The sequence below is a fragment of the Paenarthrobacter sp. TA1.8 genome, from assembly GCF_048595705.1.
GTDB classification, from domain to species: domain Bacteria; phylum Actinomycetota; class Actinomycetes; order Actinomycetales; family Micrococcaceae; genus Arthrobacter; species Arthrobacter nitroguajacolicus.
In genome coordinates, this window is sequence record NZ_CP184287.1 from 1,625,003 (window position 1) to 1,646,570 (window position 21,568).

The 21,568-nt window shown below is 61.2% G+C and carries 20 protein-coding genes and 1 tRNA gene; 12 read left to right on the forward strand and 9 right to left on the reverse strand.

What is annotated here, in order from left to right:
- From ACNAOT_RS07605 to ACNAOT_RS07615, 3 genes are all read right to left on the reverse strand, one after another.
- Positions 1-2,514: a bifunctional lysylphosphatidylglycerol flippase/synthetase MprF gene (locus ACNAOT_RS07605; protein WP_420180624.1), complete on the reverse strand. Its 2,514-nt coding sequence runs from the start codon at positions 2,512-2,514 to the stop codon at positions 1-3.
- A gap of 124 nt (positions 2,515-2,638) precedes the next feature.
- Positions 2,639-2,818, reverse strand: coding sequence for a glycine zipper domain-containing protein (locus ACNAOT_RS07610; protein WP_017199401.1), 180 nt, complete (start codon positions 2,816-2,818; stop codon positions 2,639-2,641).
- A gap of 23 nt (positions 2,819-2,841) precedes the next feature.
- A complete protein-coding gene (locus ACNAOT_RS07615; RefSeq protein WP_179019066.1) occupies positions 2,842-4,071 on the reverse strand; it encodes a multidrug effflux MFS transporter in 1,230 nt (409 codons plus the stop codon).
- A 172-nt stretch (positions 4,072-4,243) separates the two neighbouring features.
- Between ACNAOT_RS07615 and ACNAOT_RS07620 the strand changes: the two genes are divergently transcribed.
- The 5 genes from ACNAOT_RS07620 (at position 4,244) to ACNAOT_RS07640 (ending at position 8,130) form a co-directional block, all read left to right on the forward strand.
- Positions 4,244-5,092: a phage holin family protein gene (locus ACNAOT_RS07620; protein ID WP_420180625.1), complete on the forward strand. Its 849-nt coding sequence runs from the start codon at positions 4,244-4,246 to the stop codon at positions 5,090-5,092.
- A gap of 47 nt (positions 5,093-5,139) precedes the next feature.
- Complete coding sequence (locus tag ACNAOT_RS07625) at positions 5,140-5,763, forward strand: CDP-alcohol phosphatidyltransferase family protein (protein ID WP_420180626.1); 624 nt, start codon at positions 5,140-5,142, stop codon at positions 5,761-5,763.
- Positions 5,763-6,668, forward strand: coding sequence for a DMT family transporter (locus ACNAOT_RS07630; RefSeq protein WP_091466355.1), 906 nt, complete (start codon positions 5,763-5,765; stop codon positions 6,666-6,668). Before ACNAOT_RS07625 ends, ACNAOT_RS07630 begins: the two co-directional genes overlap by 1 nt.
- A gap of 107 nt (positions 6,669-6,775) precedes the next feature.
- The gene (locus tag ACNAOT_RS07635) at positions 6,776-7,972 is read left to right on the forward strand and encodes a glycosyltransferase (RefSeq protein WP_420180627.1); all 1,197 of its coding nucleotides are present in this window, start codon (positions 6,776-6,778) and stop codon (positions 7,970-7,972) included.
- An 84-nt stretch (positions 7,973-8,056) separates the two neighbouring features.
- Positions 8,057-8,130 (forward strand) — tRNA-Ile (locus ACNAOT_RS07640).
- A 65-nt stretch (positions 8,131-8,195) separates the two neighbouring features.
- Here the strand turns inward: ACNAOT_RS07640 and ACNAOT_RS07645 are convergent.
- Positions 8,196-10,964 carry an AAA domain-containing protein gene (locus ACNAOT_RS07645; protein ID WP_420180628.1) on the reverse strand — a complete coding sequence of 923 codons (2,769 nt, stop codon included), beginning with the start codon at positions 10,962-10,964 and terminating at the stop codon, positions 8,196-8,198.
- Positions 10,965-11,209: 245 nt separating this feature from the next.
- On the opposite strand from ACNAOT_RS07645, the gene ACNAOT_RS07650 reads away from it, so the two are divergent.
- Positions 11,210-12,400, forward strand: coding sequence for an acyl-CoA dehydrogenase family protein (locus ACNAOT_RS07650; protein ID WP_420180629.1), 1,191 nt, complete (start codon positions 11,210-11,212; stop codon positions 12,398-12,400).
- A gap of 65 nt (positions 12,401-12,465) precedes the next feature.
- On the opposite strand, the gene ACNAOT_RS07655 is transcribed toward ACNAOT_RS07650, so the two are convergent.
- A complete protein-coding gene (locus ACNAOT_RS07655; RefSeq protein ID WP_420180630.1) occupies positions 12,466-12,960 on the reverse strand; it encodes a M23 family metallopeptidase in 495 nt (164 codons plus the stop codon).
- 407 nt (positions 12,961-13,367) lie between these two features.
- Here ACNAOT_RS07655 and rpsB point away from each other — a divergent pair, with 407 nt between their 5' ends.
- The 6 genes from rpsB to ACNAOT_RS07685 all read left to right on the forward strand — a co-directional run bounded on the left by rpsB (position 13,368) and on the right by ACNAOT_RS07685 (position 18,256).
- On the forward strand, positions 13,368-14,240 hold the full coding sequence (gene rpsB, locus ACNAOT_RS07660) for a 30S ribosomal protein S2 (RefSeq protein WP_017199410.1): 873 nt from the start codon (positions 13,368-13,370) through the stop codon (positions 14,238-14,240).
- Positions 14,241-14,361: 121 nt separating this feature from the next.
- Positions 14,362-15,198 (forward strand): translation elongation factor Ts, encoded by an 837-nt coding sequence (gene tsf / locus ACNAOT_RS07665; RefSeq protein ID WP_026541489.1) that lies wholly within the window; start codon positions 14,362-14,364, stop codon positions 15,196-15,198.
- A 121-nt stretch (positions 15,199-15,319) separates the two neighbouring features.
- Entirely contained in the window at positions 15,320-16,057 is a 738-nt protein-coding gene (gene pyrH / locus ACNAOT_RS07670) for a UMP kinase (RefSeq protein ID WP_014921238.1), read from the forward strand.
- 101 nt (positions 16,058-16,158) lie between these two features.
- Positions 16,159-16,716, forward strand: a complete 558-nt coding sequence (frr, locus tag ACNAOT_RS07675) for a ribosome recycling factor (protein WP_011774219.1) — start codon at positions 16,159-16,161, stop codon at positions 16,714-16,716.
- Positions 16,716-17,651 carry a phosphatidate cytidylyltransferase gene (locus tag ACNAOT_RS07680; protein WP_091466361.1) on the forward strand — a complete coding sequence of 312 codons (936 nt, stop codon included), beginning with the start codon at positions 16,716-16,718 and terminating at the stop codon, positions 17,649-17,651. The genes frr and ACNAOT_RS07680 overlap by 1 nt, the downstream gene beginning before the upstream one ends.
- A 20-nt stretch (positions 17,652-17,671) precedes the next feature.
- Positions 17,672-18,256, forward strand: coding sequence for a DivIVA domain-containing protein (locus ACNAOT_RS07685; RefSeq protein WP_420180631.1), 585 nt, complete (start codon positions 17,672-17,674; stop codon positions 18,254-18,256).
- A gap of 13 nt (positions 18,257-18,269) precedes the next feature.
- Here ACNAOT_RS07685 and ACNAOT_RS07690 read toward each other — a convergent pair whose 3' ends face one another.
- From ACNAOT_RS07690 to ACNAOT_RS07705, 4 genes are read right to left on the reverse strand one after another with little or no spacing between them, the layout of a single operon-like run.
- Positions 18,270-18,962: a hypothetical protein gene (locus tag ACNAOT_RS07690; RefSeq protein ID WP_420180632.1), complete on the reverse strand. Its 693-nt coding sequence runs from the start codon at positions 18,960-18,962 to the stop codon at positions 18,270-18,272.
- 48 nt (positions 18,963-19,010) lie between these two features.
- Positions 19,011-20,477, reverse strand: coding sequence for a cation acetate symporter (locus tag ACNAOT_RS07695; RefSeq protein ID WP_364305623.1), 1,467 nt, complete (start codon positions 20,475-20,477; stop codon positions 19,011-19,013).
- Entirely contained in the window at positions 20,474-20,845 is a 372-nt protein-coding gene (locus tag ACNAOT_RS07700) for a hypothetical protein (RefSeq protein WP_091466368.1), read from the reverse strand. Before ACNAOT_RS07700 ends, ACNAOT_RS07695 begins: the two co-directional genes overlap by 4 nt.
- On the reverse strand, positions 20,842-21,561 hold the full coding sequence (locus tag ACNAOT_RS07705) for a LytR/AlgR family response regulator transcription factor (RefSeq protein WP_091466370.1): 720 nt from the start codon (positions 21,559-21,561) through the stop codon (positions 20,842-20,844). The genes ACNAOT_RS07700 and ACNAOT_RS07705 overlap by 4 nt, the downstream gene beginning before the upstream one ends.
- Positions 21,562-21,568: the final 7 nt, after the last annotated feature.

A 21,568-nucleotide genomic window follows, 5' to 3' on the forward strand; every position in this document is an offset into this window, starting at 1 on the left:
TCATGCGGCGGGCTCCTTGGCTACCATCTGCCGCAACAGCCCCGCGCTTTGAGCGGGGGAGAGCCCCGGCAGATAGGCGGAACCCACAGCGATACCGATGGACGGCAAGGCCAACGGGTCCTGGTAGTACATGTACAAGGTCCGATGCTCAGGCTGGAAACGGGACTTGAAGGCGGCCAACGACTTGAAGCCGTACATGGGTTCCAGTGCGTTCCCGAGAAGCGCAAGGACCCGGTCCAGGGTGCTGTGGTCCACGGCGCTGTGGTCTCCCTCCCCGGCATCGGATCCTGCATTGGCGAGCGGAGAGCCGGACAACGAGATTTGGGGTACTTCTTCTTTGAAGTGCGTCACGGCAGAAGCAATAAGGAACTCCATGACGCCCTTGAAGCCTGTGGTGCGGCGGCGCATGAAGTCCAGGGTCCACCCTGAGATGACCCCGTCGCTGAAGACGGGCAGCCAGCTGGTGACTCCATGGACCAAGCCATCATCGTCCACGGCTACACAGCAGAGCACCTCGGGGTCTTTGAGCTCATTCAAGCCACCCAAGGTGAAGCCCATCTCAGGAAGTGCTTTGTCAGCCACCCACTCTTCGGAAATCTCGGCGAGCTGTGCCCTGATTCCCGGCGGCATCCCGGGGTAGCTGTACCAGTGGTCCTTGATGGAGAGCTTGTCTGCGCGGTTCAGTGCCGTGCGGACGTTCTGCCATTCCTTCCCCTTGAAGGTCATGGCCTGGACGTTGAGGAGTGTCTCTTCCGCTACTTCCAGTTTCCTGAAGCCATGGGGGACCAGCGCAGCGTCGAGCTCTGCCGTGGCTGAGTAGAAGCACGGAACCAGCCCAAGGCTGGAGCAGTGCTTTACGAAGCCCGTGGCCGCCTCAGGATGGAGTTCGCTTGCGCCAAAGGGCCCCGCAACTGTGAGGGCCACGCCGTTGTGGACCTGGTACGCAACACCGGCCTTCCTGTTCGGGGTAAACCAGTACTGGTTGTTGTCCCATAGAGCCATCCAGGACAGCGTTCCGCCGCCGTCATGCAACAGCTCCCTGGCATGGCCCAGATCTGCTGCCGGATCAGTGGCGAGCATCCGGAACCGACGGAAGTTGTTCAGGACAAGTACAAGGATGCACAGCCAAATGATGTCCCCGCCCAGTCCGTACACCACCGTGCTTAGCAGGCCTTGCGGGAGAGCCACCACGAACGGGACAGGGAAGGGAACCAGAATGTGTGTCAGCTGCCCGGCCAGATCCAGCAGCGTGGAGCGTCCCGGGTTGCCTTCAATGAACCAGAACGCGACGTAGAAGATCACGGCAGCAACGGCGAGGATGAGCGAGGTCCGGCCAAGGACCCTGTAACCGGCGTCGCTCGACTCGACCCGGAACTTATGCCGGTTTACCAGAAGCAGCGCCACGATGATGACAGGGGCGAGGACCGCGGGGACCGCGTACAGGAGGAGGTACGCGAAGTCGTCGTCGCCTAACGTGACGTCCGGATCTGTAACGTACTGGACGATGGACAGGACGGTTACGGCAGCCAGATACAGCTGGATAACGAGTGTCAGCCTGTATGCGAGCCGGCGGCCACGCCGGAGCCCCTCGGCGCAGACGAGCAGCAGAAGAACCGGAATCAGTGTCAGGATCGCCGCTCCGAAGCTCTGGACGCCGACGATGCTCTGTAACGTGACACAGTTGTTGTCGTTATTGCACGCTTCCTGCACCTCATCGGCGTCGGGACTGGCCTGGAGCATGACCTCGGAAACAACGGAGAGGGGCCCGATTTCCCACGTTCCGGTCAGTTGGGTGAGCAAAGGTCCAACCGCGAAGACACCCACCACGGTGCCCACCAGGAAGCGCGTCTCGCGAAGACTTGAGGAGTGGAGCGATCCCGCCCGGTGGCGCAGCACCAGCGACTGGATGACCCAGCCCGCCAGGATGCCGATCACGGCTCCGGCAAGAGCCTGCAGGGTTTGCGCGACCCCTACGAACAGGGCAAACATCAGCGTCGCGGCCAGCAGCCACGTCCTCAGGCGACGTCGCCACAAAGCCTCGAGTGCCGCCGTCGAGCACCCTAACGCAGCGGCGGCGCCGCCGTAGGCACCCACAACGTATTCGCCGCCCAGGAAACTGAGCCATTGGTCGCTGGCATCCGTTCCGAAGGTTACGAGGGCTACAAGCACAAGGGCGCTGAGGGCTGAACCGGCTACGAAGGCGGCCACTGCAAGCCAAGGGCCCATGACGCGTTCGGCGATGCCGACACCCACCAGGATCGCGGCTGTACAGGCCAGATAATCGAGCAGGGAGGAGGCGAAGAATGCTGATGTGAAGATGGACCACCACGGTCCGGGTTCCACCGCCAGGCCGATTCCCACTTGATCCAACAAGACTTGGCCGGGGCCGTTGACGAGGCTACCGGAGACGGCACCCAGCACCCAGAAGAGCCCTACGAGACCCAGCGTCAGCGGCAACCTCCGCACGGTTGCCAGCCCGCGCACGTTGCCCCGAAATCCAACAGCCGTGCTCATGTGATGTCCCCTTCACCGGTTGCAGCACCGGTAACCCCGGCTGGCCACCATTCTGCCCTGCAGCAGGCGGTTAGGGGAGGGTTTGGTAACTCTCGACGGCGGCGGGTCGCCGGTGGCAGTTAGCCTAGTCCCGCTTCCAAGGGCCAGGATTCACGCGGTACAGCACAGCGGCGCCGATCACGGCACCCAGGATGGCGCCAAACAGCGCACTGCCGGCGGCGCGACCGAGAAGGGCACCGGCGACGGCGCCGAGCAAAGCACCGAGGAACAAGCCCCTGCCGTTGCGGTGCGGTTTATTAGTCATGGTCACAGCCTACGGGGCTGCTGCTAATGGATGGAGGGAACAGAGCGGGGACGGACTACCAGCCACAACGCGGCAATCGCGCCGGTGATGCATGCGGCCATAACGGCGCCCATGGGGACGGCGGAACTGACGCCCAACCAACCGACGACGGGCGGGACAATTCCAGCCATCATGAACTGGGACGCGCCCAGGAGGGATGCAGCGGTGCCCGCTTGTGCGCCGTGGTTGGCCAAGGACAGCACCTGGACGCACGGGAACATGAAGCCGGTTGCGCAGATGTAGAACCACAACGGAACGAGGATTCCCCACAGCCCCACATGGAACAGGTCAAGCGCCACGATCAGCAGGGCAGTGAACAGCATGAAGACCGTGGCCCCCGCCACGATCCACTGCGGGGCCACCCGCCGGATCAAGCGCGAGCTGATCTGCACGCCTGCCACGATACCCAAGGAGTTGATGCCGAACAGGATGCCGTATTCCTGCGGGGAAAAGCCGTAGACGTTCTGGAAGAGAAAGGTGGAAGCCGAGAGGTAGGCGAAAAGCCCGCCAAAATTCAGGCTTCCTACCAGAACCATGCCCACGAAGATCCTGTCCGTCAGGACGGTCTTGTAGCGTTGTCCCACTGTGATGGTGGACTTTCCGCGCTGGGCTGCCGGAAGTGTCTCCCGAATGAAGAAGATGGAGGCAATGATCACCAGCAGGCCATAACCGGCCAGGAAGTAGAAGATGCCCGGCCAGGGGAATGCCAGCAGCAGTTGGGACCCTATGACCGGTGCCAGGATCGGTGCCAGGCCGTTGACCAGTGACATCCTTGAGAACATCCGGACCATGGAGTAGCCGTGGAAGAGGTCCCGGACCATGGCCATTGCCACCACGCCACCTCCGGCAGCACCGATTCCCATGAGCACGCGGAAGAGGGAGAGCATCCCGATGTCCGTGGCCAGCGCCGCCCCCAGAGAAGATCCGATGTGCACAGCCGTCGCCAGGATCAAGGGCAGCCGGCGCCCCACTTTGTCGCTGAAGGGGCCCACCAGTAGCTGGCCGAGCCCGAAGCCAACCGTTGTGCCGGTCAGAGTGAGCTGGATTGCTGCCGCCGAGACATCAAAACTCTCTTCCAAGGCGGGGAACGCCGGAAGGTACAGGTCGATGGTGAAAGGACCCAGGGCAGTCAGTGCACCCAGCAGGAGAATGTAGACAAGTTTTTCGCGTCGGCTCAGAGAATCGCCCGGAGCAATGGGAGGGGTCACGATCATCTATCCTATGGCCCGGATCATATTTATTGGATGTATGACAGGCGCGCCACGGCGGGATCCCGAAAGTTCAGCAGGAACCTGAATGATAGCTTTGAGGACAGGTGTCCGTGGCAATGGTTTTCCGCCGCGTTCGCCCTACACGATGCCCAGAGGAAGCAGTTAGGCGGAACCCATGAGTGGACGTCACACCGGCCGGCCCAGTCAAGGACCAGCCATTCGTACTTTGCCAAAGACCCTCAAGCTCGTAGCAAGGCTGGCTCCGAGGCAACTCAACGACGAAATCGCCCTTGCGAAGGTAGAACTCAAGCGAAAGGCCACTCAGGTTGGCATTGCCGGCGCCTTCTTCGGAGTAGCGCTTGTCTTCCTGGCGCTACTGGTGATTGCGCTGGTTGTCGCGGCGATCCTGGGGTTGGCCACCATCATGCCCGGTTGGCTCGCGGCACTCATTGTTGCAGCCTTTTTCCTGATAGTTGTGGCTATCGCATCCTTGATCGGCATCGCCAAGTTCAAGAAGGCCATGCCCTTGGTCCCAGAGGACACCATCCGGGGGATCAAGCACGATCTCGGAATCGCCAAGGAAGGTTCCGACTTCGACGAGTCGATCCTGGATCCCAACTCACCTGCTGCCAAGGCTGCCAAGGCTGAAAAGGAAGCAGCGGCAGAGAAGGCCAAGGCAGAAAAGGCCGCGAAGGAAGCCGCCAAGGAAGCAGATGCCGTCAAGGCGCCCACCGAAGCTGAGCTTCGCTCGCGCCTGAAGCGGCGCCGTGAACACCTGACCGGTGTCCGCGATGAACTTGGTGAACAGCTGGACGTCAAGAAGCAGGGCCAGGCTTTGCTGGAAAGCGCAAACGGAAAGTTCCAAGAGGGCAAGGAATTTGCTGCGACGAAGTTTGCTGCCCTTGAAGACTCTGTCCCCGAAAGCCTGACCGAACGGCTTGCCGCCCGGTGGAAGGACCTCGCAGCGTTTGCCACTGCGGCCGTGGTCTTCGTTGTTGCGCTGCGGAAGTTGCTGAAGAAGTAGCAACTGCAGTCGGTGCCAAACACGGAAGACGAGGAGGGGGGGACAAGATGAGATTGATCGGAGCTGGGTCGCACCCCGACCGGCCGCAGGTTGATCATGACCTCATCTTCACTGTCCCCAACATCCTTACGGTCCTTCGCTTCATGGGTGTTCCCTTGTTCGTCTGGCTCGTGTTGTCGGAGCAGGAGTATGGCTTCGCGGTACTGGTGCTGGTGATCATGGGCAGCACCGACTGGGTGGATGGCTACATTGCCAGACGCTTCGACCAGACCTCCAAACTTGGCCGGATACTGGATCCGATGGCCGACCGGGCCGCCCTCCTTGCCGTCGCGTTCACGTTGGCGATTGCCGGCGTCGTGCAGTGGTGGTACCTGGCCGCGCTGCTGGTGCCTGACGCCGTCCTGGCCATCGCATCTTTGATCTACTTCCGCAGCCATCCGGACCTGCCGGTGAGTAGCATCGGAAAAATCCGCACGGCTCTGCTGCTGGTCGGCACTCCATTGCTTGTCCTGTCCAAGCTGCCCATTGCTTTTACCGAGGTCTACTTCGTGGCTGCTTGGACGTTCCTGGGCTTCGGCCTGATCGGCCACTGGATTGCGGCCTACAACTATTTTTGGGCCATCTTGCGTAAGGGTAAAGAATTGAAAACCGACGACGGCGGACGAGGCTGATGGTCTGGCTGGCGGTATTTCTCGCGGTAGTTGGTGCCTTCTTCCTCGCTATCGGTGCCCAGCGGCAAGGCAGCGCGGTGAAAGCCGATACCGGGGGCCTTGCGCTCAGCTCCAATGGCTTCCTGAGGCTTCTGCGTAATCCCCGCTGGATGCTCGGGCTGTTGTTCCTTGCCCTCGGGATGGTGATGAACGCTATAGCTTTGGTGTCCGCACCCCTCACCGTGGTGCAGCCGATCGGCGCCATCGCGTTGGTCATCACCACGGTGGTCAACGCCAAGGACCAAGGCCTGAGCATCAACCGTGCCACTGTGGTTGCCATCAGCGCCTGTGTCACGGGTTCAGCGCTGTTCGTGCTGCTGGCAGTCAACGTCACGCAGGAGAATCATCACGTCAATAGCGACGACGAACTGACGATTGTTCTCCTCCTGGCTCTTGCAGTGGGCATTTTTGGAACCCTGGCCGTCATGTTCAAGCACCGCATGAGTGCCTTTATCTACATCCTGGGTGCCGGTGTCCTGTTCGGCTTTGTTGCCGTCCTGACCCGGATCATCGGCAAACACCTGCTCGATCCCAACGGCCTGTTCCTGCTCAACGTCCAGTGGTACACCCTCATCGCCATCGTGGCCGCCGGAGGGCTGGGCTCCTGGTTCGTGCAGAGTGCGTACTCGGGTGGTCCGCCGGACCTGGTCATCGCCGGGCTGACCGTTATCGACCCCATGGTGGGCATTGCAATCGGCATCGTGATCCTGGGTGAGCTTCGTCCCGATGTCCACGCCGTGATGGCCATCGCCATGGCCGCGGCCGCTACGCTTGCTATCGTGGGGGTTATTGCCCTGAGCCGGCACCATCCGGAAGTCACCAAACGCAAGAAGGACGCGAAGGCGGCTGCCAGCCGGAAGGCTTAGGGCAGGGCTTTACCTTGCGCCACCCCTATTGCGGGCGGCAACCCGGCGACATCGCAGCATTGCCACAAGCAATGCTGTCCGCACCGTGACCATCAGGAGTTCTCCACGTGACCATTCCCGACACCAACAAGCCCCTCACTATTCTGATTGCCGCGGATACCTACCCGCCGCACGTCAACGGTGCCGCCCAGTTCGGCTACCGCCTGGCCAAGGGGATGACTGCACGTGGGCACAACGTGCATGTGTTGGCCTGCCGTCCGGACACGGGCAAGAGCTACACCGAGTTCCGTGACGAAGCCACGGTTCACCGGCTCCGCTCCCATGGCGTCTTCACCCACGAGTACTTCCGGATCTGCTTCCCGTGGGAAATCAAGAAGGAAATCAGCCTTCTTTTCGACAAGGTCCAACCGGACGTCGTCCACATCCAGAGCCACTACATGATCGGCGAACACGTCCTCTATGAGGCTGTTAAGCGCGGAATCCGGATTGTTGCCACCAACCACTTCATGCCCGAAAACCTCAACCCGTTCCTTCCGTTCCCGCAGTGGTTCAAGGACATCGTTGGCCGTATTTCCTGGAAGGACATGGGCAAGGTCATGGGCCAGGCGGATGTGGTCACCACGCCCACGCCCCTTGCTGCCAAGGCCATGCACCAGCACGCCTTCCTGCGCAAGGTCCTGCCCCTTTCCAACGGCATCGACTCTTCGGCCTATGAGCTCCAGCCCGGTGAGACCATCGAGCCCCACGCCAACCCCACGGTCCTGTTCGTGGGCCGTCTTGCCGAAGAGAAGCACATCAACGTGCTGATCGACGCCGTCGCTAAAACCCCTCGCGAACTGAACGTGAACCTGGAAGTCGTGGGTGGCGGCGAAGTCCGCCCTGCCCTTGAGGCCCAGGTTGCGAAGCTTGGCCTGGGAGATCGGGTGAGGTTCCTCGGGCTGGCGAGCGACGAGGACCTGCGTGAGGCGTACATCAAGGCCGATATCTTCTGCATGCCCGGTACGGCCGAGCTCCAGTCACTGGTGACCTTGGAAGCAATGTCGGCTTCCACTCCTGTGCTGCTTGCCAACGCCATGGCGCTTCCGCACCTTGTTCGTGACGGGGAGAACGGCTACCTCTTCACCCCCAACGACAGCAACGAACTCGCTGCCAAGATCACCCAGCTCGTGGAGCTTCCCAAGGACGAGCTTGATGCCATGGGCAAGCTGAGCCGGGAGATGGTGGAGCCGCACAGCATCAACGGCACTCTCCAGACATTTGAGGACCTCTACCGGGGCGCTTCTTACGAGGACATGGTGGTGTGACAAAAGCACTCCCCGGCACCTATTAGAATTGCTGGAGTGCTTTGCCCGGAACTGCTGCTTTGCGGCGGCTGTCCCGGGCATCACGGGGCTATAGCTCAGCTGGTTAGAGCGCGGGACTCATAATCCTAAGGTCCTCGGTTCAAGTCCGAGTAGCCCTACATTTCACACGGGAGCCGTGGCCGACGATTCATTCTTCGTCGCCCACGGCTCTTTTGCTGGCCGTTTAGCCCAATGCCGCTGCCAGTTCGGAGCGTATGCGGGTTTCCTCCCCGCTTCCCGTGGTCGGCAACCGCAGAAGACGGATCTTATGTGCACGGCAGATGGCATCTTTGAGGTCATCCCGGACTTGCTGCGCGGGATTGTTTTCATGGTAAGCGAAACCGTCAACTTCAATGGCCAGGACGGGCATGTTGGTGACGCGGTTATAGACCACGAAGTCCAGGCTTGCCCGGTTCTGGACAAAAGAAGCCTGTTGGGACGTGAGCATCGCAGGATCGCGAAGCAAATTCTTCAGCAGGACCTGTGGCGCCACAGCTAAGTCGGAGAACAGTTCGTCCTCGAGGATCTCCGACAGGAGGGTCCAGATAATATTCTCCGACGTGTACGTGGAGCTGTTCCGGAGCCGGGCGGCCAAAGGGCGCAGCAGTGCTGAGTATTCTCTGTACAGGAGGTCAAAGACGGACAGGACGTTGCTGTCGAAGACGCCATCCTCCGGATTTCGGTAGCGAATAAAGTGCACCAGGTCTCGAAGGTGTCGGCTTTTCGGCAGCATCTCATTGTTGGTAACAAGCACGAACCGTTTCACTGCGCGGGAGACGGCGACGTTGACGAGGTGCGGGTCATCGACGAAGCTGACGCCTTGGTGACCGCTGTTTGTCTCGTCCAGGACTGTGCTCATGATGATCACGTCCTTCTGCCGCCCTTGGAACTTGTGGACTGTGTCGGCGTGGATCCTGTTGAGCAAGGCCTCGGTTACTTTGTCCACTTGCCGTCGATACGTGGTCACCACGCCGATCTGCTCGTTGCTGATACCTGAGCCGAATTGCCCGAGGACCTCCTTGGCAATAACGTCCGCTTCACGCTGGTTGGTTCGGCCCCCGCTGTTGTGCTGCCGCATGTGGTTCCCCTCGGCTGTCCGGACGACCACCAACGGCTGACCGCCCGACCCGCTGGAGGTGTAGGGGACCAGCCTCCCGCCATAGAACTTCCTGTTGCAGAAGTCGATGATCGCCGGATCGCAGCGGTAATGCTCCCGAAGCATGGTGCGGGGAAGGTCATCGCCGAACTGATCGATGATTGAGGACAGAATATTGTGCTTCCTGTAGTCCACACTGGTGGACGGGGCCTTCCTGGAGTTCCTTGATGCTCTCTCATCGGCGATGTGCTGCAGTTGCTGAAGGTCGCCGACCACAATGACGTTCCGGGCGCGGGAGAGTGCCAGGCCAGCGGCGAGCAGATCAACTTGGGAGGCCTCGTCAATGATCAGGTAATCGAGGAGCTGTCCTGAAGGAACACTTCGTCGCAGGGAGTGGCACGTGCTCAGAATTACCGGGTAGTCAGCGGTGAATTCCGCGAAGGTTGACCTGTACGTGGCTTCTGAGTGGACCCGCCTGCGCGTCTGGGCGTAGCGGCTATGGAGAGATGCTTCGAGCGTCTGCCTGGAAGCCAGCCGATGCTCCTCCTCAAGACGTCCGTAGTCTTCATTCGCCAGCAGCTGCCCCGCTTGATTGATACGCTCTTCAAGCTCCTTGACCTTGCTGTCATAGTAGGCGCCCTGAAGCCGCAGAACGACGTCAGTGTCGTGGGGATCAACTCGTCCGAGTCGTCCGTATCGGAGACGAAGTCTCAGGCGGCGGAAAAGTTTTCGGACCGGTCCGGACTCGACAGGCATGAATGCGGTATCGGCCAGGAATTCGAGGATCCGAGCGGACGGAGCACGCAGTAGCGGGACGCCTTCCAGTGCGGGCAACTCACGGGTATCGGCCTGGAGCAGGAAATGACGCCTCTCGAGCTGGTAGGCGTCGAGCTCTTGCTTCCACATGGCCAGTTGTCTGGCGGTCCCTTGCAGGGTCTGCAGGCGGCTGTCGAGTTCGGCCACATATTCTGCCGGGGGTGCCTCGGCAGGTGATTGCCCGACGAATTCATCGACCGCGGCGTTCCTGGCTTCCTGCCTGGCGAAGAATTCGGCAATTTTCTCCTTCCGACCGAGGTCAGCCACGATGTGTCCGTAGCCTTCCTCGGCCAGTTTGTCCCGGACATTTTCCACGGCGGCGTTGTTGAAGGAGACGATTCCAACTCTCTGGCCCGGAACGGTAACGATGTTGGCCACAAGGTTCAGTATGGTTTGGGTTTTTCCCGTACCGGGTGGACCGTCGATCACCGTTATTCGATTGCTAAGTCCTTTCAGCAGAGCCTCGCGCTGGCTGATGTTTGACGAGAAAGGCAGTATCGGATGCCGCTGAATCTTCTCGGGGGAAGTCAGGGTTTGGCGCTGGAGCAGGACTTCAAGGGCGCTTCCTGCCGGGACGCGCCTGAAGTCCTCGTATTGCCGGCGTAGCGGATCGTCCTCCCTCAGTTTCGAGGCGACGTCACGCCAATAATCCAGCACGACCTGGGCTTCTATTTCTTCCTCGGACGGCTGGGAGATTGTTATCTGGGTGTCACGACAGGTTTCATATCCGGGTCCTGCGTCACCCGTGTGAAACACGCGCAACCAGGTTCCGTGGGGCGAATCGAAACGGAGGACCTCGGTGACGGCCTCAAACACCTTGCCCCGCACCGTGACTGTGTCGCGCGGCTTGAGGAATATGGGCGCTGGATTTCGGAGAACAACGACCTTGTCGGCCGAGTATTTGTATGTCTTTCCGGAACTAAAGGTGATGTGCGTGAAAGCACCGGCGGGACGATACCCGGTCACCTCCGGGGTCTTGTCATCAAGGCCATTCTGGTGACGATTGCGGACCAGAATCGCCTCGTAACGTGGATTGATCACTGTGCTTCCCCCAAATTCATCTGCACCGTTGCACTACCGACGTTACAGAACTGTCCGTTGCGACAAGAGTTCTTTGGAACCAGAAAGGAAAACTCCAGCGTTGCGGGGAACGAAGAACCTGCGGTATGTTACTGATCAGTAACTTACTACTCGCCGGTAACTTGGCCGCCCTGGCGCCCCTTGGGTTCAGCGCGGTTGGTCCGGATCTGATGTGGTCGCAGGTGACCACCCTTGAAGGAGCGAATATGTCCAACGCTGCATTCGACGCCGCAAACCTTCCGTATGCCGACGGCGACTTCTATGCCTTTGAGCAGATGCTGACAGAAAAAGAGCAAGATCGCCTGGCGGAGGTCCGCGAATTTCTTACACGTGAGGTCAAGCCCATTGCGGTGGATTGCTGGAACCTTGGCGAGTTTCCGATGGACCTCATTCCCAAGCTCGGCGAACTGGACCTTGTCAGCCCCGTCCGCCGCCAGGGGTACTCCAACTTGTTCGCCGGCATGCTCCATGCGGAAGTGACCCGTGCGGATGCTTCGATTGCAACCTTTATGGGTGTCCACGACGGCCTCTTCACGGGCTCGATTGAAGCCCTCGCGTCGCAAGAGCAGAAGGATGCCTGGCTGCCGGACATTTACTCCCTGAAGAAGATCGGCGCCTTCGGGCTGACCGAGCCGCTGGGTGGCTCGGACGTAGCAGGTGGAACGCGCACCACCGCCCGGCGCGACGGTGATAACTGGATCCTCAATGGCGCCAAGCGGTGGATCGGCAACGCCACGTTCTCCGACTGGGTGGTCATCTACGCCAAGGACTTGGCGGACAACCAGGTAAAGGCGTTCCTGGTGGACACTTCGCTGCCCGGCTACTCGGCCACCAAGATTGAAAACAAAATCTCCCTGCGTACAGTGCAGAATGCGGACATCGTTCTTGACAATGTGGTGGTGCCGGACTTCTTCAAGCTCGCCAACGGCAACAGCTTCCGTGACACAAACAAGGTCCTCAAAGTAACCCGCCTGGCTGTCGCGTGGCAGGCCGTGGGGCTGCAGATGGCTGCCTTCGATGTCGCCCGCAGCTACGCCGTGGAGCGGCAGCAGTTCGGGCGTCCGCTTGCAGCGTTCCAGTTGGTGCAAAACCAACTGGTGCAGATCCTCGGAAACACTGTGGCCTCCATGGGCATGATGGTTCGTCTGGCCCAACTCGAAGACGCCGGAGTGGCCAAGGACGAGCAGTCAGCCCTGGCAAAGGCCTTCACTACGGCGCGCATGCGCGAAAGCGTCGCCCTGGGACGCAGCATCCTGGGCGGCAATGGCATCGTCACGGACTACGGCATGGCCAAGATCTTCTCGGATGCCGAGGCCATCTACTCCTACGAGGGCACACACGAGATCAACACCTTGGTGACCGGACGTGCCATCACAGGCGTTTCGGCCATCGTCTAGAACATTCGCTGACCTGGCGGGGAGATGCGGCGGGAACGCGGCGGGGACTTGGACGTTGCCAGGGCTCAGAGGAGCGGCAGCAGTATGGATGGCCGCATGTCCGATACGAAGCCCAACGGATTGACGTAGTCCTCGCCGCGCCGCACCCCCCAATGCAGGCAGGTGGCGCTGCTGCAGTGGCCGGGTTCCAGGGTGCCGATGACCTGTCCCTTGCGGACAGCGTCACCTGTTTTCAATTCGCTGGTCACAGGTTCGAAGCTGCTCTGGAGGCCATTGCCTTGCTCGATGGCTAGTACCGGACGATCAACTACGACGCCGGAAAAGGTCACCACGCCATCAGACGGCGCGGTAACGGGAGCGCCGTCGTGAGTTGGCCCCAGGTCCACACCCCGATGCCCGCTGAGCCACGGTTTGTCCGGTGGGTCGAACGTCCGCAGGACGGAAGGCTTGGGGGAGAGCGGCCAACTCCACTGTGGTTCGGCTGGAGCAGCTGCGCCTGCGCCGCCAGTAACGACGGTGGAGACAAGAAGTGTGGTCAATGTGAGCTTGAAAACGGTCATGGAACCAGCCTCCCGGGGCAACCCGGGCGACGCGATACGTTGACTGCCGTATGTGGACAACGGGTGGTTTCCCGCGGTCAAATCGGTGGGGTCGCTGTAGTACACTTGGTGGAGCAGTTTGCTGTGCCCTCAAGCTTGTTCAGGAGCATGTCTCATTCAGATATGTGAGGGTCCCAGGCTGACTACGCGTATCCAGCCCTCCACCAGGTAAGCCTCAAGGCTTTATGCTGCGGAGGATTGCGCCTCTTGCGGTCCGGCCGAGCTCAGGCTCCGTGCCGGATGAGAAGTGCAATGGATGCCAGGAGCCACGCCCAACCGGGCAAAGGCTAAACAACCGTCAACTATTGGCAGGGTAAGAGCAGCCCCATGGGCTCTCTCATGAATGACCTGCCGGAAGGAGCGTCGGCATGCCCGTCGTAACTATGCGCCAGCTGCTTGACAGCGGCGTCCACTTTGGACACCAGACCCGTCGTTGGAACCCGAAGATGAAGCGCTTCATCTTCACGGAGCGCAACGGCATCTACATCATTGACCTCCAGCAGTCGCTGTCCTACATCGACCGCGCCTACGAGTTCGTCAAGGCTACTGTCGCCCACGGCGGCACCGTCCTGTTCGTTGGCACCAAGAAGCAGGCTCAGGAAGCAATTGCCGAGCAGGCTACCCGCGTTGGCCAGCCGTATGTCAACCAGCGTTGGTTGGGCGGTATGCTCACCAACTTCCAGACCGTCGCCAAGCGTATCCAGCGCATGAAGGAACTCGAAGAGATCAACTTCGACGACGTCGCCGGCTCGGCTTACACCAAGAAGGAGCTCCTGCTCCTTAAGCGTGAACTCACCAAGCTTGAATCCAACCTCGGTGGTATCCGCAACCTGACCAAGGCTCCCTCGGTTCTCTGGGTTGTTGACACGAAGAAGGAACACCTTGCTGTTGACGAAGCCAAGAAGCTGAACATCCCGGTTGTTGCCATCCTGGACACCAACTGCGATCCCGACGAAGTTGACTTCCCGATCCCGGGTAACGACGACGCCATCCGCTCCGTCAACCTGCTCACCCGCGTTGTTGCCGACGCCGTAGCTGAGGGCCTCATCGCCCGCAACCAGCGCGCAACGGGCACCACCGAAGCTCCGGAAGAGCCGCTGGCTGAGTGGGAGCGCGAGCTCCTCGAAGGCAGCAAGGCCGAAGAAGCAGCGGCAACCGAGGCTCCGGCAGCAGAAGCTCCCGCAGCCGAGGCTCCCGAAGCAACTGAAGCTGCAGCCGGCGAAGCCGAAGCAGCCAAGTAAATCTGGACCTTCCCTGATGCTGGATACAGCGTCAGGGGCAACTGACAGGATGGCGGCTCACACGGTGGGCTGCCGTCCTGTCAGTCCGTAAACACACAAATTTCTAGACAGAGGGGTTCACATGGCGAACTACACTGCTGCTGACATCAAGGCCCTGCGCGAGCGCACCGGCGCCGGCATGATGGACGTCAAGAAGGCTCTTGACGAAGCCAACGGTGACGCTGAGAAGGCCATCGAGATCATCCGCATCAAGGGCCTCAAGGGTGCTACCAAGCGCGAAGGCCGTTCCACTGCTGAAGGCCTGGTTGCTGCCAAGGTCAACGGCGGCGTCGGCGTAATGATCGAGGTCAACTGCGAGACTGACTTCGTCGCCAAGGCTGACAAGTTCATCCAGCTGGCCGATAAGGTCCTCAACGTTGCAGTCGAGTCCGGTGCAGCCGACCTCGAGACCCTGCTGGCCACCGAGGTCGACGGCAAGCCGTTGTCCGAGGTTGTTGTCGAAGAGGGCGCAGTCCTCGGCGAGAAGGTTGTTGTCCGCCGTATCTCCCGCGTTGAGGGCACCACGGTTGACGCTTACCTGCACAAGACGTCCAAGGACCTCCCGGCTCAGGTCGGCGTCCTGTTCGCTGTCGACGGTGAAGGCGAAGCCGCTGCCACCGCCGCGCACGACATCGCTGTCCACGTCGCAGCCATGGCTCCGAACTACCTGACCCGCGACGACGTCCCGGCCGAACTGGTCGAGTCCGAGCGCCGCATCGCCGAAGAGACCGCAAAGGCTGAAGGCAAGCCCGAAGCTGCTCTTTCCAAGATCGTGGAAGGCCGCGTGACGGGCTTCTACAAGGGTGAAGTTCTGGTTGACCAGGCATTCGCCAAGGACTCCAAGAAGACTGTTGCACAGGTCCTCGAGGAAGCCGGCGTCAAGGCAACCGCAGTAACCCGTTTCCGCGTCGGAAACTAGTAATTCATGAAAAGGGGTGGTCACTTCGGTGGCCGCCCCTTTTTCATGCACCCGTCCGGGTAGTACCTGCGCGGACCCACAGCACGATAATCTAGCCAGAGTCCACCAACGGGAAGGCACCATGGAAACCGTCAACACTGCTATCCAGCCCGAGAAGACCCGTCGACGTGTACTTCTGAAACTTTCCGGCGAGGTCATCGGCGGAGGCAAGCTCGGCGTCGATCCCGAGACCGTACGCGCCATCGCCAAGCAAATCGCGGCAGCAGTCACCGAGGTAGAAGTGGCAATCGTTGTCGGCGGCGGTAATTTCTTCCGCGGCGCCGAACTGTCGCAAAGCGGTATGGATCGCTCCCGCGCCGACTATATGGGCATGCTGGGCACTGTGATGAACTGCTTGGCGCTGCAGGACTTCCTGGAGCAGGCCGGTGTAGAGACCAGGGTCCAGAGCGCTATCACCATGGGCCAGGTCGCGGAGGCCTATATTCCCCGCCGCGCCATCCGCCACATGGAAAAGGGCCGCGTGGTCATTTTCGGCGCAGGCGCCGGCTTGCCCTACTTCTCCACCGACACCGTTGCGGCACAGCGGGCCCTTGAAGTGCACGCAGACGTGGTCCTCATGGCCAAGAGCGGTGTGGACGGCGTCTACACCGCCGATCCCAAGAAGGACCCCACAGCCGAGAAGTTGGATGTCCTCAGCTACGATGACGCCCTGCGCCGTGACATCCGGGTCATGGACCAGACTGCAATGACCATGTGCAAGGACAACAGTCTTTCCATGGTGGTGTTCGGCATGGAGGGTGAGGGCAACGTTACCCGCGCCATCCTGGGCGAAACGCTGGGAACCTTGGTTACTCCCTAGCAAGGGCTAGGATATTTCTAGGACCGTCCGCCCCTGGTGGCGGATCTTTACTGTGCATTGCCGCCTGCAGTTGGGTAGCAACTATTTCTGAGGAGAAACCCGTGATCGAAGAGACCTTGCTCGAAGCCGGCGAGAAGATGGATAAGGCGGTGGAGGTAGCCAAGGACGATTTCGCGTCGATCCGCACTGGCCGGGCCAACCCCGCCCTGTACAACAAGGTGATCGTCGAGTACTACGGCACACCTACTCCGCTTCAACAGCTGGCCTCCTTCGGTGTGCCTGATGCCCGGACCATCCTGATCACCCCTTACGACAAGACAGCGTTGCGCGACATTGAGAAGGCACTGAGCGACTCTGAGGTTGGCGCCAACCCTTCCAACGACGGCAACGTCATCCGCGTGACCATACCGGAGCTCACCAAGGAGCGCCGCAAGGAGTACGTGAAGATCGTCAAGGGCAAGGGTGAGGACGCGAAGGTATCCATCCGAAGCATCCGCCGTAAGGCCAAGGACTCCCTGGACAAGCTCGTCAAAGACGGCGAAGCCGGAGAAGACGAGGGTGCACGCGCTGAGAAGGAACTCGACGCCCTGACCAAGCAGCACGTGGACAGCATCGACGAACTGCTCAAGCGCAAGGAAGCCGAGCTGCTCGAGGTCTGATGAACCAGGCTGAGCCGGCACCCGCTGAGCGGGTCCCGACACGCGATACCCCCAAGCGCGTCAGGCGCGTGCGGAAGAACCCCACACCCAAGGCAGGCCGGAATCTTCCGGCGGCCATCGGCGTCGGGCTTGCCATGCTTCTGGCCGTTTTGGGTGGATTGCTTTTCCTCCCGCTGGGATTCGTCCTGCTCACTACTGCTTTCGCGGTACTGGGTGTTTGGGAGGTTTTCCGGGCGCTTGAAGCGCAGGGAACCAGGATGCCGATCGTTCCCGTGATGATCGGCAGCCTGGTGATGCCGGTGTCGGCCTACTTTGGCGGACTTGAGGGTTTGCTTTTCACTATGACGGCGAGTTCGGTGGCGGTTTTGCTGTGGCGCTCCATCGAGAGCGCTGCGGGGGCGCCGCGCAGTGTGTTTGCCGGCGTTTTCACCCTGGCTTGGATTCCGTTCCTCATCAGCTTCGCGGCATTGCCGCTCCACGCCACCGGTGGTGCCACCCCGTTCGGCTTTTGGCCGAACGGGATACCCGACGGCGCGTGGCAGATAGCGACTTTGTTGCTGTTGGTGGTCTCGAATGACACGTTCGGCTACATCGTTGGTGCTACTTTCGGTAAGCACCCCATGGCCCCCAAGATCAGCCCCAAGAAGTCCTGGGAGGGCTTCGCGGGATCAGTGGGCGGGGCCATGGTCATCGGCGTCCTTGCCTGCATCTTCCTGCTCGACAAGCCTTGGTGGGTGGGCCTTGTGCTGGCCGTGGGCATGGTCGCCGCATCAACCGCCGGAGACCTCGCCGAGTCCATGGTCAAACGCGAACTTGGCGTCAAGGACATGAGCAGCATCTTGCCCGGCCACGGTGGCGTGATGGACCGCTTGGACTCCATCGTGTTCGCAGCCCCTGTAGCCTATGTTCTGTTCGCGCTGCTGAGCGGCGTCTGACAACCAATGAAGGAAAATTAGTGGCCTTGGATATTCGACGCCAGATTCCCGCAACGTTCGATCGCGTGGAGCGGAGCAAGTACGGCTATAACGCCAAGCAAGTGGATGAGTTCCTCCAGCGAGCCCGGACGTCGTTTGAGAATCCTGTGGGCACGGCCGACCAAGTGGCCAGCGTAGATGTACGTGCCGTGGCTTTCGACCCCGTCAAGGGCGGCTACGACGCCAACAGTGTGGATGCTGCGCTGGACCGGCTGGAGGACGCGTTTGCGCGTCGGGAGAGGGACGAGCTCATCAGCCAGCAGGGCGAAGAGGCCTGGCTGCGCGAGATCGGCAAGCTCTCCGGCATCCTGCGGGGCAGGCTGCACCGGCCCGACGGCGAGCGCTTCCGGCGCCCGTCCGCGAAAAGGACCCGCAGCTACAACGTCCAGGATGTCGATGCGTTGTGCTCCGAGCTTATTGGGTACCTCGAGCACGATCAGGCCTTGAGCGTAGACACAGTGCGGCGTGCTGTTTTCCGTGCGGCCAAGGGCGCCGATGGCTACGAAGAGGCCCAGGTAGATGCCTTTCTCGCCCGTGTTGTAGAGCTCATGGCGGCCATCGATTAGTTCGAAGGGCGGGCTAATGCGGGGTGGGGGAGATTGGCTGGTTGATCTTCCACACCGCGTAATACCGGCGCCCGCCGCGGACCATGGTGACTGCGAAAAAGGCCAGTGCGGCCACCACAGCCACACTGATTGAGACGGGCGTGGGGACCTGAAGGACAGTCAAGACAGAGCCGATCAGCAGTGCAAGCAACGCCGAGTTGGCCGTCATGATGAACATCATGCTGCTGCCTGCTACTTGGCTGAATGAGCCCCGCCCGCCCAGGAAGTAGTACGTCTGCTCCGAGCCTGCCTCGTCGTCGTGGTAGCCCGCCATCAAGTAGCGCGCCATGCCGGGATCGAGTTCGACGTAGGCGGCACGCAACCTGTTCATGGCGAGGACGTACATGAGGTCCTCCATGCCGACGTTCAAGACCCGGATCTGTGTTAGCAGTCCTACGACGACGTCGATGCTGAGAATCGTCAGCGCGAAGGCCCTGAAGTCATCTGAAAATTGGGTAGCGTTACCAACAAGCGCCACACTGAGCAGGCTTGCCGAGGTAAACGTCAGGAACATGCTGATGCGGGTGAGGACTTCGCCTTGGGTGGTACTCCTTGAAGCGAGCAGGCTCCAGTGCTCCGTGGCCAGCAATTGCGCCCGGACGCTGGGAGATAGCTCCGTCGTGGGCGCCGGCGGTTCGGGACCCGCTGCACCCGCTTCATCGGACATGGCGTCATTGTCCACCCTGTAGGGGCCGCGGACAACGGCTTGCTGCCGCTATCGCTCCGTGACTACCGGACGCTCCGGCACATGCAGGCGTGACATTACCCGGTTCACCGAGGCCGGTACGCGGTGCTTTGTCATGATCGACACCGTCACGGTCACCGCGAAGGCGGCCGGGACGCTCCACGCTGCAGGCTGCGCCAACCACGCGGGCGCGTTGCCTGGGCCCATGAGGGTGCCCGCCACCATGGCGCCGCCACAAAGAAGCGCACCAATCAGCATCCCCGCGATGGCGCCCGCATCAGTTAGCCCACGCCACCAGATCCCGAGCAGCAGCACCGGGCAGATGGTGGACGCCGTGAAGGCGAAAACCAAGCCGACGCTTCCAGCCAGCGCAAGTGTGTCAGTCATCAGGGCAAAGCCCAAAGGCACGACGGCGGCGAGTAACGCCGCGAGGCGGAAGCCTTTTACGCTTCCCCCAAAAAGGTCCTGGCTGATGACGCCGGAAAGCGAAACCACCAGCCCGGACGTCGTGGACAGGAAAGCGGCGAAGGCGCCCGCCACCACCAACGCAGACAGCATGTCACCGGCCACACCGCCTACAAACCTCCCGGGCAGCAACAGGACCAGGGCGTCGGCCTGGCCGGACTGCGCGAGGTCGGGTGCGAACATCCTCCCCAAGGCACCCGACAGCGTGGGAAACAGATAGAAGACGGAGAGCAGCCCCAACACGATCAGCGTGGTCCGGCGGGCCGATTGGCCGTCCGGGTTGGTATAAAACCTCACCAGGACGTGCGGTAGGCCCAGGGTTCCGAAGAGCAACGCCACCAAGAGCGATATGTGTTGGTATGCCCCGGCGGCACTTTGGCCGGTGGGGTTGAGGGGCAAGGGCGCCTGCGGCTGTGCGCCATTGCCTGCCAGCACCAGAAGAACGAACACGACAGGTACCGCTAAAGCGGTCAATTTCAACCAGTACTGAAAGGCCTGGACAAAAGTAATCGAGCGCATTCCACCTGCCACCACCGTGAGGCACACAACCAGAACCACCGCCGTCGAACCTACCCACGACGGCAGTCCGGTGGTGATCCGGATGGTGAGCGCCGCGCCATGAAGCTGTGGAACGATGTACAGCCAGCCGACGGCCACCACCACCAGGCTTGTCACCCGTCGGACCAGCTTGGAGTCCAGCCGGGCTTCGGTAAAATCCGGAATGGTGTAGGCGCCGGAGCGGCGCAGGGGAGCGGCCACGAAGAGCAACAGCATCAGGTAACCGGCGGTGTACCCCACGGGGAACCAAAGCGCGTCAGTTCCGGAAAGCAGGATCAGCCCCGCGACGCCCAGGAAGCTGGCGGCGGACAAGTACTCGCCGCCGATTGCGGATGCGTTCCACCACGGGGGGACTGTTCGGGAGGCGACGTAGAAGTCGCCGGTTGTGCGTGAGATGCGCAAGCCATAGAAGCCAATGACCGCAGTCGCGATGGAAACGGCCAGAAAAGCGAAGAGCCCAACAGCAGGGTTCACTTATCCTCCACAAGGTCCTGGTAACGCGCCTCATTGCGGGCTGCCGCGCGATTGTAGAGCCAAGCGCTCAGTCCGATGACGGGGTAGATGCCCGCGCCCAGGACCAGCCAGTCCAGGGGAATGCCGAAAATGCGGGTCTCCGCCACCCCGGGTCCATAGACCAGGAATACTGCGATCACGGCAAGAATGACCAGGAACCCGCAGGCCACCACCAAGGCCAACCGCAGCTGGGAGCGGATGAGCGAGCGGATGAAAATCCGGCCGGCATCGGAGTCCTCGGCAAGTTCCCCCGGGTACGGTAACTTTCCCGAGGCCCCCGGTGTCGCCGTGGCTGATTGGCGCGGGGCAGTGACGCGGACGCGTGTCATCCTTGGGGCCGGATGCGGGTGGACTGCAGCTTGTCCCTTACCGATGGCAAGTGCCTGCGGCTGATGGGCAGCTCGGCGCCGGCAACTGCCACGCTCGGCCCCGTGGCCGAAAGCTTGAGGTGCTGCACATGGTTCAAGGCGATGAGATACGAGCGATGAATCCGGATAAAGCCGGCATCTGCCCACTTCTGTTCAAGGTCGCTGAGGGGAACACGGATCAGATAGCTGGCCTCGGCCGTGTGCAGTCTTGCGTAGTCACCCTGGGCCTGCACGTAGGTTACGTCGTCGCGGCGGATCATGCGGGTTGTGCTGCCGAGGTCCACCGTGATCATCTCCGGCGCGGGGGTTCCGTCCTTGATGAGCTCACTGATGCGGTCCACGGAACGGGAAAGCCGTTCAGCGCGCAAGGGCTTCAGCAGATAGTCGATGGCGGCGAGGTCAAAGGCTTCAAGTGCGCAGTCTTCGTCTGCGGTGACGAACACGACTGCCGGAGGACTGCTGCTGCGGGATATGGCGCGTGCGATGTCCAACCCTGAGAGCGCCGGCATATGGATGTCGAGGAATACGGCGTCCACTGACTCTGTTTCCAAGGTCCGTAGCGCCTCTGCGCCGGACGATGCCCGGTGGATGGCGCCAATCCGCTCATCCCGGCCCAACAGGAAGGCGAGCTCCTCCACGGCGGGCAGTTCGTCATCAGCGACGAGGACGTTGATCATGATTAAA

What these genes read in the sequence shown, in the direction of transcription:
- tsf (WP_026541489.1), top strand. Translation starts at nt 14,362, where the DNA reads ATGGCGAACTACACTGCTGCTGACATCAAGGCCCTGCGCGAGCGCACC.
- ACNAOT_RS07680 (WP_091466361.1), top strand. Translation starts at nt 16,716, where the DNA reads ATGAACCAGGCTGAGCCGGCACCCGCTGAGCGGGTCCCGACACGCGAT.
- ACNAOT_RS07610 (WP_017199401.1), bottom strand. Translation starts at nt 2,818, where the DNA reads ATGACTAATAAACCGCACCGCAACGGCAGGGGCTTGTTCCTCGGTGCT.
- ACNAOT_RS07625 (WP_420180626.1), top strand. Translation starts at nt 5,140, where the DNA reads ATGAGATTGATCGGAGCTGGGTCGCACCCCGACCGGCCGCAGGTTGAT.
- rpsB (WP_017199410.1), top strand. Translation starts at nt 13,368, where the DNA reads ATGCCCGTCGTAACTATGCGCCAGCTGCTTGACAGCGGCGTCCACTTT.
- ACNAOT_RS07655 (WP_420180630.1), bottom strand. Translation starts at nt 12,960, where the DNA reads ATGACCGTTTTCAAGCTCACATTGACCACACTTCTTGTCTCCACCGTC.
- ACNAOT_RS07615 (WP_179019066.1), bottom strand. Translation starts at nt 4,071, where the DNA reads ATGATCGTGACCCCTCCCATTGCTCCGGGCGATTCTCTGAGCCGACGC.
- ACNAOT_RS07705 (WP_091466370.1), bottom strand. Translation starts at nt 21,561, where the DNA reads ATGATCAACGTCCTCGTCGCTGATGACGAACTGCCCGCCGTGGAGGAG.
- ACNAOT_RS07650 (WP_420180629.1), top strand. Translation starts at nt 11,210, where the DNA reads ATGTCCAACGCTGCATTCGACGCCGCAAACCTTCCGTATGCCGACGGC.
- pyrH (WP_014921238.1), top strand. Translation starts at nt 15,320, where the DNA reads ATGGAAACCGTCAACACTGCTATCCAGCCCGAGAAGACCCGTCGACGT.
- ACNAOT_RS07605 (WP_420180624.1), bottom strand. Translation starts at nt 2,514, where the DNA reads ATGAGCACGGCTGTTGGATTTCGGGGCAACGTGCGCGGGCTGGCAACC.
- ACNAOT_RS07630 (WP_091466355.1), top strand. Translation starts at nt 5,763, where the DNA reads ATGGTCTGGCTGGCGGTATTTCTCGCGGTAGTTGGTGCCTTCTTCCTC.
- ACNAOT_RS07690 (WP_420180632.1), bottom strand. Translation starts at nt 18,962, where the DNA reads ATGTCCGATGAAGCGGGTGCAGCGGGTCCCGAACCGCCGGCGCCCACG.
- ACNAOT_RS07620 (WP_420180625.1), top strand. Translation starts at nt 4,244, where the DNA reads ATGAGTGGACGTCACACCGGCCGGCCCAGTCAAGGACCAGCCATTCGT.
- ACNAOT_RS07700 (WP_091466368.1), bottom strand. Translation starts at nt 20,845, where the DNA reads ATGACACGCGTCCGCGTCACTGCCCCGCGCCAATCAGCCACGGCGACA.